The organism is Glaciecola sp. MF2-115, from assembly GCF_047250385.1.
Taxonomy (GTDB): domain Bacteria; phylum Pseudomonadota; class Gammaproteobacteria; order Enterobacterales; family Alteromonadaceae; genus Glaciecola.
Map to the genome: position 1 here is coordinate 116,602 of NZ_JBLBVM010000056.1, position 15,220 is coordinate 131,821.

The window sequence follows — 15,220 nt, forward strand, 5'->3', positions numbered from 1 at the left end:
GTTTGGCATTATTTATCAATGGCATGAGATTACTGCCTTCGCAGTAACGCCGAGGGGTGATGGTAATGACGAGGACAGAAAGCGGTAACGACGAGGACGGAAGGCAGTAACGATGAAGGAGGTAAGGCGGAGCCCTACCAAACTAAGTCATCAGGGATGTCGTAATCAGCATACCAATCGTTGTCGTCATTGCTTTCTTTGTCTTCCTGCAATTCAGTCGCTTGATAAATAACTGACTCTGGCACGCGTTCTTTTATTTTGTCGGCGACGGGTGTAGGAACAAGTTCATAAACATCAGCGACACAACTAACAATAGATAAGCGGCCTTGAGTCACTAATTTATGCGTATTTTGATCGACATACATTCGTTTAACTAAGTTTTTGTCCGTAAAGTTAAGAACAAGATTGCCCTTTCGACGGGCTTGAGCATTTACGTTAATTAGATTAGCTACTTGAGCAATTATTTCCTTTCGAAGTCGCTCTTTGCGCTGCTTTTCGTTAATTTGTCTGTCTTTTTCTTGTTTAGCTGCTAGAGCAGCATCTGCGGCATTCTTGGCTTCATTTTCAACTTGCAAATTACTACGTTGTTTTGCCTTTACCTGCTTATGCTTTTCCTGCTTTATCTTTTTCGCTTTTTTCTTGTCGGCCAAGCCGGCTTTCAGCAACTGTTCTTGTAGTGATAATGCCATTATATTTCTCTATTTCTTTGCTTTCTTGCGTTTATCATCAACAACCCACTTACCGTTTTCATACCAAGCTGACCATCCAGTAGCTTTGCCCTTTTTATCTTCAGACATCACATACTGTTGCTTTGTTTTACGGCTAAATCGAACAATAGTTGGGTTCTTATCTGGATCAGCTTTTGGAGCATCCGCCAAATAATAGAATTTTGGTGATATACGATCTCTGAACCGAGCAAGTTCCTCAACCAATGGGGCTCTTGTTTCCCTTGATTTTGGAAAAGTATGAGCGGCTAAAAATATGCCCGCAGCCCCATCCCTCAATACGAAATGCGCGTCTGACTTTTCACACTCTAATTCTGGTAAGAATACAGGATCTTCTTTTGGCGGCGCAGCTTCGCCACTTCGTAATAATTTACGTGTATTTTTACATTCTTCGTTAGTACAACCAAAGTATTTCCCAAATCGGCCGTTTTTGAGCTCCATATTACTTTTGCATTTATCACATTCAATAATAGGACCATCATAGCCTTTGATTTTAAACGTACCTTGCTCTACAAAAACACCGTCACAACTTGGTGCATTGCCGCAAACGTGAAGTTTACGATTTTCATCAACTAAATAACTATCCATTGCAGTGCCACATTTATCGCAGCGACGCTTGGCACGCAATACTTCAGTTTCTAATTCTTCTTCATCTTCAACCTTAACAACCTCATCACCAGGCGTTAAGTTCATTGTGTTTGTGCACTTTTCTTTAGGTGGTAAATTATAGCCAGAGCAACCTAAGAAAACACCTGTACTTGCAGTCCTAATATTCATTTCCCGTGAACATTTACTGCACTCGATATCAACAGCAACCGCTTCATTCAGCTTCATTCCGCCATCTTCAACAGGCTTTTCAGCTTTTTCTAATTGCTCTGAAAATTCAGCATAAAAATTATCTAGTACGCTTTTCCACTTGGTTTCACCATGAGCAATATCATCTAATCGCTGTTCCATTTTAGCGGTGAAATCGAAGCTAATTAAATCAGAAAAGTTTTCAACTAATCTATCGTTGACTATTTCACCCATCTTTTCAGCATAAAAACGCTTGCTGTCTAATTTCACATAACCGCGATCTTGAATAGTAGAAATAATACTCGCGTAAGTAGATGGGCGACCAATTCCGCGTTTTTCAAGCTCTTTAACTAAGGATGCTTCATTAAAACGAGCAATCGGTTTAGTAAAGTGTTGTTTCGGATCAAGTTCATTTAAGTTGAGTTTGTCACCCTGCTTCACATTTGGTAACAATAACTCATTATCTCCCTTGCGTTTAATCTGCGGTTGTACTGCTGTCCAACCATCAAATAACAAGACGCGACCTTTCGCTGTTAGCTCATATGCATTTGCTTCAACACGGATAGTTGTCGCGTCATATTTTGCCGGGGTCATTTGGCAAGCAACGAATTGTCTCCAAATGAGCTCATAAAGACGCTGAGCGTCTCTTTCCATTTCCTTGAGTGAATCTGCCTTTATAGCAACGTTCGATGGTCTGATAGCCTCATGCGCCTCTTGAGCGCCATCCTTGCTTCCATATACTAATGGGCTGTTGGGTAAATACTGATCCCCGAAGTTCTTTTGAATGTAAGTTCGACAGCCTTCAATGGCATCTTGACTTAAGTTTGTTGAGTCAGTTCTCATGTAAGTAATATGGCCAGCCTCATACAAACGCTGTGCCATCGTCATTGTCTTTTTCACGCCATAACCCAAGCGAGTACTAGCCGCTTGCTGCAACGTTGAAGTGATAAATGGCGCTGATGGACGACTTTGAGTCGGCTTTGATTCTCTGCTGGTAACCGTGTATTCAGCAGACTTAAGCGCATTCACCGCAACATCGGCTTGTTCTTTGTTGACTGGTTTGAACGCGCCACCTTTGTATTTAGCAACTAACATCTTCAAGGTATCTTTTGCTTGCGTGCTTAGATCTGCATGGATGTCCCAGAATTCTTCAGGCACAAAGGCCTTTATTTCACGTTCACGCTCAACTACTAATCTCACTGCAACTGATTGCACACGTCCGGCTGATAGGCCTCGAGCTACTTTCTTCCACAACAACGGTGAAACCATAAAGCCCACTACGCGATCGAGAAAGCGACGTGCTTGCTGGGCGTTAACGCGATTAATATTGACTTCACCAGGATGAGAAAACGCTTCTTGAATTGCATTCTTAGTTATCTCATTAAAAACAACTCGTTGATACGTCTTTCCTTTACTACCCAGTAGCTCCTGCAAGTGCCACGCAATCGCTTCTCCTTCTCTATCCAAATCGGTTGCGAGATAGATAGTGTCAGCATCTTTTGCGAGTTTCTTTAATTCTGCGACAACTTTTTCCTTGCCTTGCAAAATTTGATAGTGAGCCATCCAATCCTGTTTGGGATCAACACCCATTCGATCGACTAGCTTTTGGTATTCGAAATCTTTTAAATATGCTGCTTTCTTTTTCTCAGTCCAGGTATTTAATTCTTTCGCAGGTTTTTTAGGCGAAACTTTGCCTAACGCTTTGGTTGGAAGATCGCGCACGTGCCCAACGCTCGATTTAACAATAAAATCTTTACCTAGATATTTATTAATTGTTTTCGCTTTGGCCGGTGACTCTACTATTACCAGTGATTTACCCATTTATGGAAAGAACCTTATGAAATACAGTGATTTAATTATAAAAAGCGCGAAGCGCGATTAACATTGTTATTAATTTCCCTTTTTTACATATATCTACAAAGTGAATAGAAAACAAGTTGTTCCACATACTTATATTTTAAAAATAACTAAACCCATTGTTTTTTATGACTTTTTCATATTAAAAATTTGGCATGCGAAATAAAATGCGTATAATTCGCCTGCAAATCGTTCAACTAACACTATCCTTTATTTATACAGAGTCGCTAATAACAGTGTGCTTTGTTGAATTAGGCAACCATTGGAGATGCATAAATGAAGCAGTTTGAAGCTAATTTTGACGGCCTCGTCGGCCCAACACACAACTATGCGGGATTATCGTTCGGCAATGTTGCTTCAAAGAGTAATGCCAATGCAGTAAGCAATCCAAAGCAAGCTGCGCTTCAAGGTCTTCAAAAAATGAAAGCATTGGCAGATATGGGGATGACTCAAGGTGTACTCGCACCGCAAGAGCGTCCAGATATATATGCTCTACGCAGACTAGGTTTTAGCGGATCAGATGCACATGTTATGCAGCAAGCCTATAAGCAAGCTCCACATATCTTCTTAGCCTGCTGTTCCGCCTCAAGTATGTGGACCGCAAATGCTGCAACGGTATCACCAAGTGGCGATACTGCAGACGGTAAAATTCATTTCACGCCTGCAAATTTGACCAACAAATACCACCGTTCGCTTGAGCCCCAAGTCACTGGTAATATATTAAAAGCAACGTTTGCTGATCCTAACCATTTCGCACATCATCAGCACCTTCCTGACAACGAACATTTTGGTGACGAAGGCGCAGCGAATCACACTCGCTTCTGTCAAGAATATGGTGGCGAAGGGGTCGAATTATTTGTGTTCGGCCGTTATGCATTTGATGATTCAAAACCAGCACCGAAAAAGTATCCGGCAAGACATACATTTGAAGCATGTGAGGCAGTCACGCGCTTGCATGGTTTAAACGAACGAAATGTTGTTTTTGCTCAACAAAACCCTGACGTTATTGATGCGGGTGTGTTTCATAACGATGTTATTGCGGTAGGTAATCAAAACGTCTTGTTTTATCATCAACATGCCTTTTTAGATACAGCAAAAATGAAAGCGGAGATTCTGGATAAATTTGGTTCCGACGATTTCCACTTTATTGAAGTGCCAGATAATGAAGTTTCTGTATCTGACGCTGTAAAAACTTACTTATTCAATACTCAAGTAATTCGCCTTCCAAACGGAAACATGGCGATAATCGCCCCCAAAGAGTGTGAGAATAATGAGGCAGTATCCACTTATTTGGCCAAGCTGATTACACAAGACACGCCAATTAAAGAAGTTCACTTCTTTGATGTGAAACAAAGCATGCAAAATGGCGGTGGGCCAGCTTGTTTGAGACTTCGTGTGGCAATGACTGAGTTAGAAAAATCGAAAGTTAACCCCAACACTTTTATTAATGATAAGACTTACGAAACCTTGTGTGCGTGGGTAAATAAACATTATCGGGATGAGTTGCTGGTTGATGATCTTGTTGATCCACAACTGTTGATTGAATCGCGCACCGCGCTTGATGAATTGACGCAAATTTTGGGGCTTGGGAGTGTTTATCCTTTCCAATCTTAACGATTGTCACAAAAGCTGTCTAATACCGTAATTAGAATGATGAATGGTTTTGATATCGACAGTGTTCCAAGATTTTAAACACAAAAAACCCCGCTCACTAGGCGGGGTTTTTTAATTCAGTCTGACTTAGTTTGCGTTTGAACAAGTCGTCGAGCTACCAAATGGGTTTGCTGGCGGCATACTGTCTTCTCTGTTCACGTCTGTGCTAGCAATCGGTAAGGTTAATGTTTGGCTATCTCTAGCCTCACTACCTGAGCTTTGACCAAATACTGTAACCTCAACACCGGTCCACACGGCAAACTGCTTTGGATAACGCAGCTCTAATGTTACTTGACCAGAAGCATCAGTCTGTGCAACACCACCCTTAAAGCTAATTGTCCCTACAATACCTGGCGTTAACTCATCGTCTCCATTCGTGTCTTCGCCAGCATCAAGGCGACCGTTGTTATTAAGGTCTTCATTTAAACAACCTTCCGGCACCGAGTAATTAACTTGCCATACTTCCAAAATATCATTCCAAGACCATAAGCCTTTGAAGTAGCGGCCGTCATCCACAAATTTAACAGGTGTTGCAGATGCTGTTAGGGAAGCATTTTCAACTGGACGACCAACAGAGTCGCTAACGAAAACGGCAAATTCTTTGATATATGTGGTGCCATCTTGTGAGATAACTTCATTACCAGTACCAATAGATATATCAAACGCCCTATCACCGACAGTTAGTTCAACACTTCCGGTAACCGAATCAGCAGTTGCTTCCACAATTACACCATTTTCAGGACTGACTGCATTTGAGGTATAAACTGTCGTTGCAACACCGTTACTGCCAGTCTCTGCGCTATTTGGAAAGATGCTACCGCCACTCGAATCTATCAAAGTAAAGTCAACAACTTTACCTTTAACTAAGTTTCCACTTGGGTCTCGAACAACTGCACTGATTGTGCTTGTTTGTCCATCAGGGCCAATAAGGTCAGGGGTAGCGTCAACAAATACACTCTCAACAACTTCTGCAATAAATTCAATATTAGCTCGTGCTGACACTCTATTTCCATCAGCATCTGCTTCAGTACTGATAGCTGATATTGATGCTGGGCCGGCAAAATCTGAGCTGATACTAAACGTAGCAATACCATTCGCATCTGTTGCAACAGTTGGCACTGCTATTGTCCCGCGAGAAGTCGTCAAAGTAATATTCGCGCCGACATTCGCTGCATTGTTTTTGAACCATCGGACTGATATATCTTGATTGTCTCCCAATGGTATTTCTTCGTCAGGTAAAGACGAGAAAGTAAAATCATCTTGTTGTACCACAACCTCGTGCGTTCCACTGGTCTCTTTGAAAGAACCATTTGGATCAGCAACGGTGGCTGTTATGAGCCCCTCGCCTGCGCTTGATGCCTCAAACACAACGGTTGCTTGCCCATTCGGACCAGTAGTTACAGTCTGCTTGTCTAGTTCACCAATCGTTGTTGTTAACGTAAGTTCTTGACCAGATATTCCCTGACTGAATGAATCAAATAAGTTAATAGTAATAGTCGCTGTATCATTAATAATGACTGAATTTGCACCATTAACATCAACCCTAGTGCCAACAACTTCCACTACCAATGAATCAGATAAGGTAGACGTACTAGCGGTAACGTTTATCTCTCTATTAATTTTATTGTTTTCTGTTGTTAATGTTGCAGTTGCCTTTCCGTCAGCTCTTGAGATACCGACTACATTTTCAATTGAGGCTCCGTTGTCTGCTGAAAATGAAACTGCTACACCCTCTAATAATACGTTTTGCTCGTTTTTTACAACTGCAATCAACTCAACTTTTTCTTCACCGCTTGACACCATTTGAATTTGACTAGCAAATAGTTCAAGCGAAGCGGGAACCACTTGTGTCTGTTGCGTACCAGCTGAACTAAAGCCAACTGTACCAGAAGCACCTGCGTCAATGGTTGCGCTTACAACGCCATCACCACGCGATTCACCAACAACTAAACCGATAACCGCCACGCCGTTTGCATCCGTTAAGGCAGTACCTGTATCGTTATCAAATGAGGCCAAGGTGTCTGTTGACAAACTAAAAGTAACTAATACGTCATTAACGGCTCCACCGTTTGTAGCCGTCACTGTTGTAGTAATAACTAAAGGATTACCCTCGCTGACTTCATTTACAGCATTGCCTTGTGCATCTGCAATGCTCACTGCAACTGAATACGTAACAACTGGATCTGGATCTGGTGTTGTACCGCCTCCAGTACCGCTGCCATCTCTGGTAAGAGAATCACCGCCGCCACATGCAAAAAGCATAATCGAGGTCGTGCACACTGCTAGAAATTTTATTAACGCCTTCATTTAAATACCCTACTGAGTTCTTCGCTAGTAAATTAGCCAATTAACAGGTCACCAAAACAAAATATGTTTAGCTTTGACTCAAGAATTGGTAGTCTTTGGGTATACAGACATATAACGAAAATAAAAAAGGTCTATACATGTCCAAAGACGAAACAAAACTAAGTTTAACCACCAAGATCTTTATCGGCATGATCGCCGGAATCGTGATTGGTGTTCTCCTGCAAGTTGGTAACTATCTTATAGGAGATCTTGATTTCAATATATTCTCAATGACGTTTTCTACGTATGGATTTTTCGTAGAAGGTATATTTCACGCAGGAGGTAAGATTTTTGTTAACGCATTAAAAATGCTCGTAGTGCCTTTGGTATTCGTATCTTTAGTGTGTGGAACAAGTAGTTTAAGTGACCCTTCTAAGTTGGGTAGATTGGGTGGTAAGTCCATCGCTCTTTATATGTTAACGACATTTGTCGCCGTCACTTTTGCCATGGCTTCGGCATTATTGTTCAAACCAGGTGTTGGCTTCACGCCACCGCCTTCAACCGCAGAATTTGTTCCAAAAGAATCACCTGGCTTTGTGCAAGTGATCATCGATATGGTGCCAAGTAACCCGATTAGTGCCATGGCGGAAGGCCAAATGATCCCAATCATTGTATTTGCAATCCTGTTTGGCATATCTATGACTCATGCAGGTGAAGCAGGTAAACGTTTGACTAGTTTCTTTAACGACGTTAACGAAGTCATTATGAAAATAGTGACTATCGTTATGAACTTTGCACCATACGGTGTATTTTGTTTACTAGCCAAGCTTGCAGCTGAAGTCGACTCTAGTGCTATCTTTGCCATTATCAATTATTTTGTAAATGTGTTGTTCGTCCTCATATTGCATGCCGTGATTGTTTATCCGTTGTTATTGAAAATAATCACTGGATTAAACCCTCTTATCTTATTGTCAAAAATGAAAGAAGTCGCCATGTTTGCATTCAGCTCTGCAAGCAGCAGTGCAACGCTTCCATTGACGATAGCAACAGCGAGACAAAAGCTTGGTGTTAGTCGCTCTGTCTCATCATTCACCTTGCCACTTGGCGCTACCATCAATATGGATGGTACAGCCATTATGCAAGGTATAGCGACGGTATTCATCGCTCAGGCTTACAACGTTGACCTTTCAACGATTGATTTGCTAATGGTCGTGTTAACAGCCACCCTCGCCTCTATCGGTGCGGCAGGTGTTCCTGGCGTTGGCTTGATATTGCTTGCCCTAGTATTGCAACAAGTGAACCTCCCTGTTGAAGGAATTGCGCTTATCATTGGTATAGATAGATTACTTGATATGACACGCACGGTAGTTAACGTTACGGGAGATAGCACAATTGCTACCATCGTTGCGAAAACCGAGGGCGAATTGGATGAAGAGATTTATCATGATAGAACGCTGGCTAATAAAAAGAGTGTTATCGAGTAAGCGTTTTAATTTGGATTAAACGAAGGCCTTCATATGAAGGCCTTTTTTATTGCAATGCGCTTGCGGGATGAATGTTAGCGGCCTTTGATGCGGGATAAAGCGTGGCAATGACACACAAAACCACAGCAACTAAAAACGTAGCGACCACATCAATCACTTGTAGTTCTGCAGGTAAGTAATTAATAAAGTAGATACCATCAGCTAATACTTGAAATCCAAACACAGCTTCGATAAATCCCGTTATTTGATTCAAGTAAATTGATGCTAAAACACCGAGTAGTGTTCCCAAGCTAGCACCATAAATACCATTAATTAAACCTTTAATAACAAAAATGCTTCGAATAAAACCGTCTTGTGCCCCCATTGTTTTTAACATGGCTATTTCACTGGTTTTTTCTTTTACCGACATCACTAAAGATGAAACAATATTAAAACTAGCAACACAAATCACTAAAGTTAAAGTGATGTAGACCACAGTTCTGACTAATTGAATGTCTTGATATAAATGGCCGTTAGTTAATGTCCAATCTGACATGTAGACCGACTGGTTGAATGCCATACCGTATTCTCTAACAATTTGACGCCCCATGAAGGGATCCGCTAGTTGGAATTCAACGTGTGTTGCACCATATGTCACACCTAAAGCAAGCGAAAGTGTTTGCTTATTCATAATGCCAACAAAATCGTCTGCTTCCCCGCCTAAAGAGATCTCTCCCAAGACTGTGAGCCATATAACTTTTGGTGCGGCAAATGATAGATCTTGAGTTGCAGATGGAAGTAACAGTTGGACTTTATCGCCAATTGAAATCTCTAACTTTTTAATAACCCCGGCACCTAAATAAACACCGTTCTCATCATTCTCAAACGCTGTTGGCGGGACTGTTAGCGAAGGTTTATGTTGCAAATAGTCACTATCAACACCTTGAATTTCAACAGACTTCATTTTAGTGCCATTTTGTAACAAGCCTGAGGCCTTGGTGTAAGAAACTAAACTCAACACCCTAGGGTCGGCCTCTGCCTGAGTTTTGATCTGTTTATCTAAGTATATCCCTTCAGGGTTAGCGGCGATAAATTCAGCGTGAGGAATGTAGGATAAAAGCGTATTCCGAAGCTCTTTTTCAAAACCGTTCATTACCGAGAGCAGTAGTATCAGCACAAAGCACCCTAAACCAATACCAGCGGTAGATGATGCAGACACAAATGATATGAAGCCACTTTGCTGTTTACTTTGCCTAAATTTATTAGCAAATGTCCAAGCTAAGGAGAAACGCATACTAGTCTTTCTCCAACTCACGTAAATGACCATTTTCAAGATATACTATCCTGTCCATTTTTTTGGCAAGTTGTACATCATGTGTCACTAATAAGAATGAGGTTTTAAACTCATCATTAATATCACTGATTAAATCGTAAATTGACTCTGTATTTTTATCATCGAGGTTACCAGTCGGCTCATCTGCAAAAATCATTGCCGGTTGATTAATAAGCGCTCGAGCAATTGCTACACGTTGTCTTTCACCGCCTGAGAGTTGATGAGGTCGATGATGCTCTCTATCTTGCAATCCAACGCGAGCTAATAACTTACCAGCCTTCTCTAAAGCCCCTTTACGATTATCTCCTTTTATAAAAAGAGGCATAGCCACGTTTTCAGCAGCACTAAACTCAGGCAGTAAGTGATGGAACTGATAAACAAAGCCTAGCTCAGAATTACGGAACTTAGCCTGCTGTTTTTTAGATCTTGTGAATAAACTTTCATCTTTGTAAAAAACATCACCAGAATCTGGGCGGTCTAAAGTACCCAATATATGAAGAAGTGTGCTTTTACCTGAGCCGGAAGCTCCTAGGATTGCGACTTTCTCACCCGCAACAATCGATAAATTTACATTATTAAGAATTTGCAGCGTATTGCTAGCATCTGAATATTGCTTACAGATATTTTGGCATTTAAATAGAGGTGTAGGCATCAATTAAAATTGGATTATGAAAATATGCAAGTAGTTTACATGCTTCTAGCATGGCTACAAGTTTAGCTGAGGCTTTTTTGATATTGTTTGATTTACGTCTTGAATAGACATAAATGGCGGAGTGGACGGGACTCGAACCCGCGACCCCCGGCGTGACAGGCCGGTATTCTAACCAACTGAACTACCACTCCGCAGTGGTATGCATTTAGCGTATTTTATGACGAATGGCGGAGTGGACGGGACTCGAACCCGCGACCCCCGGCGTGACAGGCCGGTATTCTAACCAACTGAACTACCACTCCGCATATAGCGTCATAAAACTTGTTGTTGGCGGAGTGGACGGGACTCGAACCCGCGACCCCCGGCGTGACAGGCCGGTATTCTAACCAACTGAACTACCACTCCGCTTTAACAAGCTAAATCAATGAGTTACGGATTCGGTCTCTAGCCCGTCCCTACATTGCGGCGCAGATAATACGGTTTCATTTGTGCCTAGTCAACCGCTTTTTTAAAAACATTGTTTGCTTGCTGAAAAAACAGGCAAAAAATAACTATCTTGTTTACTATTTTTACGAATTATCTTCGTCTCCAGGATCTGCCTTCTTCTTTTTCATATTTTTAAGCTTATCCAATAGAGCCAAACACGACTGCTTGCAGCGCAACATAACATGATCATTCGGATATTTACGCTTATTCAAAACTAGATAAATACCCAAGCCGCCAAATACGAAAATAAATAAGTTAATAGCAATGATGGTATTAATCGTATCCAAGGTTGTCCAAGTGTCTTTCGGCGCGGAGATAACTAACGGCGCTTGCTCTGTAATTGAGGTTGTTTCGGCGATCGGTTCTGGCTCAGGCTCAGGTGGAGGAATTGTGACAAAGGTTCGTTCAGGCACATCGATAATCACCTCTCTACCATCAACAGTAGTAGCAAATGCAGTTAATTTGATACGGTATATGCCAAAACTATCATTCTTAATTTTTATTATTTTTAAAGCGTCAGATGTTTCGGTTAAGGTGACATTGTCCATTTGACCATTTGGATGTTTCACTTTGCCATCAAGCAATAATGAATCAAGCTTAATGTGCTGAGCATCTGTGTCTACGGTAATAATATGCTCGGCTTCGTTTGTTTCATCTATTTTTACATCAATTATGATTGGGTTCGGATGCAATAAAACCGTTTCATTAATTTGCTCTCGGTTGTACATCGGCGTTCGAATACTAAATGTTGGGCGCCATTCACCGCTAGGTATACTTAAATTAAATTGCCCAGTAAACACGCCATCACCCGCAACCTCATCAAGGCCTTGACCATTATCCTTAAATTTAGCAATCGTTCTAGAACCTAATCCGAAATTCTCATAATTGGGATTATTGCTGCTAACAAAATCAATACTTAAACTGACGACGTCTCTGAATGGTGAGAAATCGACTTGTTTACCATCGTTCTTCAAAATTGCTGTTTGCTTGATTATTTCGCCTGAATAGATATTACTTGGAATGGGCTCAGCCTCAAGAATAATATCGGCGATGACCATCACCTTGCTGCCTTCTAGGATGTCACCAACGGCTTGCCACGGTCCAGGCATAGGTTTTTTTATTGAGATCATGTCATATGTTTGTGTTTCATACCAACGAACATTAGGATCAGTGTCATCACTTTCGATGAATAACTTGGAACCGTCGGGCCGCACAAGCACTATTGGGGCTGAACCTTCTTCTCTGAAGAACACCATAGTGACTTCATCAACATCGTTATCTACTCTGAAGCGATTGTTTAGAAAAAGTATACCGTTTTGAAACTCGGTTCCTAGCTCCACAATTGGTGGATTGGTCCTTTTCTTCTTTTCTTTAACTTGTTCAGGGGTTTGCATCAAGAGATCGCGCTCAGCAATTGTATCGTCTTGAGCGTAGCTTTGGGAGGCGAATAAGGCTAGCCACGCGACCATTGAGACTGCGTGGAAATTATGCAAAATATTTGTATTGTTTGGCTTAGCTACGCCAAACCACTTCTGGAGATTTTTTTTCAATTTTATCTAAGTATGCCTCATGATTATCTAGTTCATCGGCAGAGGCCCTAACAACCTTTAAGGATCCTTCAATATTAACTGCTCTTGGTGCATTTTTATTTTTAGGATCTGAGCCTTCAGATTCATGAGCCCAACTCATGGCAGTTTGCCCACCTGTCATCCATAAGTAGACTTCCGCGAGAATTTCGGAATCGAGCAATGCTCCATGATAAGTTCGATGGGTATTATCTACACCATAAACCCGACAAAGTGCATCCAAATTGTTTTTTTGCCCTGGACGCATTTCTCTAGCTAGCGCCAAAGTATCTAGCACCGTACAAATTTCACTGGTGTTCTGAATCGAACTATTATTCAGTGAAAACTCATGATCCATAAAGCCAATATCAAATGGCGCGTTGTGAATGACTAATTCAGCACCTCTAATAAATTCGATAAACTCTTCTGCAATTTGTTTGAAAGCAGGTTTATCCTTCAAAAATTCATTGGTAATGCCATGCACCGCGATAGCTTCTTCTTCAATTTCACGATGAGGGTTGATATATACGTGATAAGTATTGCCCGTTAGTTTGCGATTAACCATTTCAACACAACCAATCTCGATGATCCTGTGCCCTTCTTTTGGGTTAATACCTGTGGTTTCTGTGTCTAATACTATTTGGCGCATACAAAACTTCTTTTAATTATCATACTGGCTAGTATACTTCGCAGCACTTACAGCAGACAATCAGAATTCACCATAAATATGAAAAAACTCACCATTTACACCGATGGATCCTGTTTGGGCAATCCCGGACCCGGCGGATACGGTGCCTTATTGATTTTTAAGGGACATAAAAAAAGACTCTCCAAAGGCTATGCTTTGACCACAAACAATAGAATGGAGTTACTAGCCCCGATTGCTGCTTTTAATAGTTTAAAAGAAACTTGCGAGATTGACCTGTACACCGATAGTCAATATGTGAAGAACGGTATCAATCAGTGGATCCATAATTGGAAGAAAAACGGCTGGCGTACATCTGATAGAAAACCAGTAAAAAATGCAGATTTGTGGCAGCAATTGGATGAAGCCGTGAATAAACACAAAGTGAACTGGCATTGGGTAAAGGCCCATTCAGGACAAGCAGAAAATGAAGAAGTTGATGATTTAGCGCGAGAAGCGGCATCATCATCGGATCTAGCAACCGACCACGAATATGAGAAAACAATCTAATGCCTGCCATCATACTAAAGTTAGAACGTGAAAAATCTATGCTTCGTCGCCACCCTTGGATATTTGAAGGCGCGATAGAAAGAACAGAAGGTAGAATGAAATCCGGCGATACAGTCGATGTACTTGCAAACGATGGTACATGGTTGGCTAAAGCTGCATTTTCTCCTGAATCACAAATTCGAGCGCGTGTATGGTCGTTTACCAAAGCTGAAGTGATCGATAATGTGTTCTTTAAACGCAAACTTGAAAATGCCTTGGCGCGAAAACAAGAAATACTCAGTAAACATAAGACCAATGCATTCAGACTGATTGCCGCTGAAGCCGATGGTTTGCCGGGTATCACTATTGATGTTTACGTTAATGTGTTTGTTGTTCAGTTATTAAGTGCTGGCGCTGAGAAGCATCGAAGCAAAATTCAATGGGCTATTTTACAATTATTTCCAGATGCCATTATCCATGAGCGCAGCGATGTTGATGTTCGCAAAAAAGAAGGTCTGACACCGCTCGTCCAAACGCTTCATGGTGAACTCCCCGACACGGTAGTAATTGAAGAGAATGGTGTAAAGATTTGCGTTGATTTAATCAATGGTCACAAAACTGGCTTCTATTTAGACCAACGCGAAAACAGACGAATAGCGGCTTCTTATTGCGCTGGGAAAAGCGTTCTAAACTGCTTTAGTTTTACAGGTACCTTCGGTTTATATGCTTTGGCTGCAGGCGCGAGCGAAATAATCAACGTTGATGCGTCGCAATCAGCATTGGATCTGAGTGCTAAAAATGTTGCCATCAATGGTTTAGATGAAAGCAAAGTTAGTCATTTGAAGCGCGACGTGTTTGAGCTACTTAGAGAATATAAAGAGGCAGGCACAAGCTTTGATGTGATCGTCCTTGACCCGCCAAAATTTGTAGACAGCAAGCATAATTTAAATAAAGCTTCTCGCGGCTATAAAGACATTAATCGTTTGGCATTATCTCTACTAAACCCAAATGGCACCCTGTTAACGTTTAGCTGTTCAGGTCTGATGCCACAAGACCTATTTCAAAAGATAGTCGCAGACGCCGCTTTGGATGCTCAGCGTGATGTCTACTTTGTGCAGAGATTAGCTCAAAGTGAAGATCATCCTGTTAGTGGGAATTTTCCTGAAGGGTACTATCTGAAAGGATTAGTCTGTAAAGTTTAGAAGCATCAAGCACTTCCCACAATTATGGG

General features: G+C 41.4%; 11 protein-coding genes and 3 tRNA genes. 4 read left to right on the top strand and 10 right to left on the bottom strand.

Annotated elements, in window-relative coordinates; all coding sequences use genetic code 11:
• Window positions 1-134: 134 nt before the first annotated feature.
• Together ACKLNX_RS15785 and topA are read right to left on the bottom strand one after the other, a co-directional pair.
• Complete coding sequence (locus ACKLNX_RS15785; protein WP_412973034.1) at window positions 135-689, bottom strand: DUF2058 domain-containing protein; 555 nt, start codon at window positions 687-689, stop codon at window positions 135-137.
• A gap of 9 nt (window positions 690-698) precedes the next feature.
• On the bottom strand, window positions 699-3,341 hold the full coding sequence (topA, locus tag ACKLNX_RS15790; protein ID WP_412973035.1) for a type I DNA topoisomerase: 2,643 nt from the start codon (window positions 3,339-3,341) through the stop codon (window positions 699-701).
• A gap of 312 nt (window positions 3,342-3,653) precedes the next feature.
• On the opposite strand from topA, the gene astB reads away from it, so the two are divergent.
• Entirely contained in the window at window positions 3,654-4,991 is a 1,338-nt protein-coding gene (astB, locus tag ACKLNX_RS15795; RefSeq protein ID WP_412973036.1) for an N-succinylarginine dihydrolase, read from the top strand.
• 126 nt (window positions 4,992-5,117) lie between these two features.
• Here astB and ACKLNX_RS15800 read toward each other — a convergent pair whose 3' ends face one another.
• Entirely contained in the window at window positions 5,118-7,337 is a 2,220-nt protein-coding gene (locus ACKLNX_RS15800) for an Ig-like domain-containing protein (RefSeq protein WP_412973037.1), read from the bottom strand.
• Between the two features lie 137 nt (window positions 7,338-7,474).
• Here ACKLNX_RS15800 and ACKLNX_RS15805 point away from each other — a divergent pair, with 137 nt between their 5' ends.
• Entirely contained in the window at window positions 7,475-8,800 is a 1,326-nt protein-coding gene (locus ACKLNX_RS15805; protein WP_412973038.1) for a dicarboxylate/amino acid:cation symporter, read from the top strand.
• 46 nt (window positions 8,801-8,846) lie between these two features.
• Here ACKLNX_RS15805 and ACKLNX_RS15810 read toward each other — a convergent pair whose 3' ends face one another.
• The 7 genes from ACKLNX_RS15810 to dnaQ form a co-directional block, all read right to left on the bottom strand.
• Window positions 8,847-10,073, bottom strand: a complete 1,227-nt coding sequence (locus ACKLNX_RS15810; RefSeq protein ID WP_412973346.1) for an FtsX-like permease family protein — start codon at window positions 10,071-10,073, stop codon at window positions 8,847-8,849.
• A 1-nt stretch (window position 10,074) separates the two neighbouring features.
• Window positions 10,075-10,764: a lipoprotein-releasing ABC transporter ATP-binding protein LolD gene (gene lolD, locus ACKLNX_RS15815; RefSeq protein WP_412973039.1), complete on the bottom strand. Its 690-nt coding sequence runs from the start codon at window positions 10,762-10,764 to the stop codon at window positions 10,075-10,077.
• Window positions 10,765-10,878: 114 nt separating this feature from the next.
• A tRNA-Asp gene (locus ACKLNX_RS15820) sits at window positions 10,879-10,955 on the bottom strand.
• Window positions 10,956-10,989: 34 nt separating this feature from the next.
• Window positions 10,990-11,066 (bottom strand) — tRNA-Asp (locus tag ACKLNX_RS15825).
• Window positions 11,067-11,092: 26 nt separating this feature from the next.
• Window positions 11,093-11,169, bottom strand: a tRNA-Asp gene (locus ACKLNX_RS15830).
• Window positions 11,170-11,333: 164 nt separating this feature from the next.
• A complete protein-coding gene (locus ACKLNX_RS15835) occupies window positions 11,334-12,800 on the bottom strand; it encodes a TIGR03503 family protein (protein ID WP_412973040.1) in 1,467 nt (488 codons plus the stop codon).
• Window positions 12,763-13,464 carry a DNA polymerase III subunit epsilon gene (gene dnaQ, locus ACKLNX_RS15840; RefSeq protein WP_412973041.1) on the bottom strand — a complete coding sequence of 234 codons (702 nt, stop codon included), beginning with the start codon at window positions 13,462-13,464 and terminating at the stop codon, window positions 12,763-12,765. The genes ACKLNX_RS15835 and dnaQ overlap by 38 nt, the downstream gene beginning before the upstream one ends.
• A 78-nt stretch (window positions 13,465-13,542) precedes the next feature.
• Here dnaQ and rnhA point away from each other — a divergent pair, with 78 nt between their 5' ends.
• The gene (gene rnhA / locus ACKLNX_RS15845) at window positions 13,543-14,010 is read left to right on the top strand and encodes a ribonuclease HI (protein WP_412973042.1); all 468 of its coding nucleotides are present in this window, start codon (window positions 13,543-13,545) and stop codon (window positions 14,008-14,010) included.
• Window positions 14,010-15,191, top strand: coding sequence for a class I SAM-dependent rRNA methyltransferase (locus tag ACKLNX_RS15850; RefSeq protein WP_412973043.1), 1,182 nt, complete (start codon window positions 14,010-14,012; stop codon window positions 15,189-15,191). Before rnhA ends, ACKLNX_RS15850 begins: the two co-directional genes overlap by 1 nt.
• The last annotated feature ends 29 nt before the right edge of the window (window positions 15,192-15,220 follow it).

What these genes read in the sequence shown, in the direction of transcription:
- ACKLNX_RS15785 (WP_412973034.1), bottom strand. Translation starts at nt 689, where the DNA reads ATGGCATTATCACTACAAGAACAGTTGCTGAAAGCCGGCTTGGCCGAC.
- topA (WP_412973035.1), bottom strand. Translation starts at nt 3,341, where the DNA reads ATGGGTAAATCACTGGTAATAGTAGAGTCACCGGCCAAAGCGAAAACA.
- astB (WP_412973036.1), top strand. Translation starts at nt 3,654, where the DNA reads ATGAAGCAGTTTGAAGCTAATTTTGACGGCCTCGTCGGCCCAACACAC.
- ACKLNX_RS15800 (WP_412973037.1), bottom strand. Translation starts at nt 7,337, where the DNA reads ATGAAGGCGTTAATAAAATTTCTAGCAGTGTGCACGACCTCGATTATG.
- ACKLNX_RS15805 (WP_412973038.1), top strand. Translation starts at nt 7,475, where the DNA reads ATGTCCAAAGACGAAACAAAACTAAGTTTAACCACCAAGATCTTTATC.
- ACKLNX_RS15810 (WP_412973346.1), bottom strand. Translation starts at nt 10,073, where the DNA reads ATGCGTTTCTCCTTAGCTTGGACATTTGCTAATAAATTTAGGCAAAGT.
- lolD (WP_412973039.1), bottom strand. Translation starts at nt 10,764, where the DNA reads ATGCCTACACCTCTATTTAAATGCCAAAATATCTGTAAGCAATATTCA.
- dnaQ (WP_412973041.1), bottom strand. Translation starts at nt 13,464, where the DNA reads ATGCGCCAAATAGTATTAGACACAGAAACCACAGGTATTAACCCAAAA.
- rnhA (WP_412973042.1), top strand. Translation starts at nt 13,543, where the DNA reads ATGAAAAAACTCACCATTTACACCGATGGATCCTGTTTGGGCAATCCC.
- ACKLNX_RS15850 (WP_412973043.1), top strand. Translation starts at nt 14,010, where the DNA reads ATGCCTGCCATCATACTAAAGTTAGAACGTGAAAAATCTATGCTTCGT.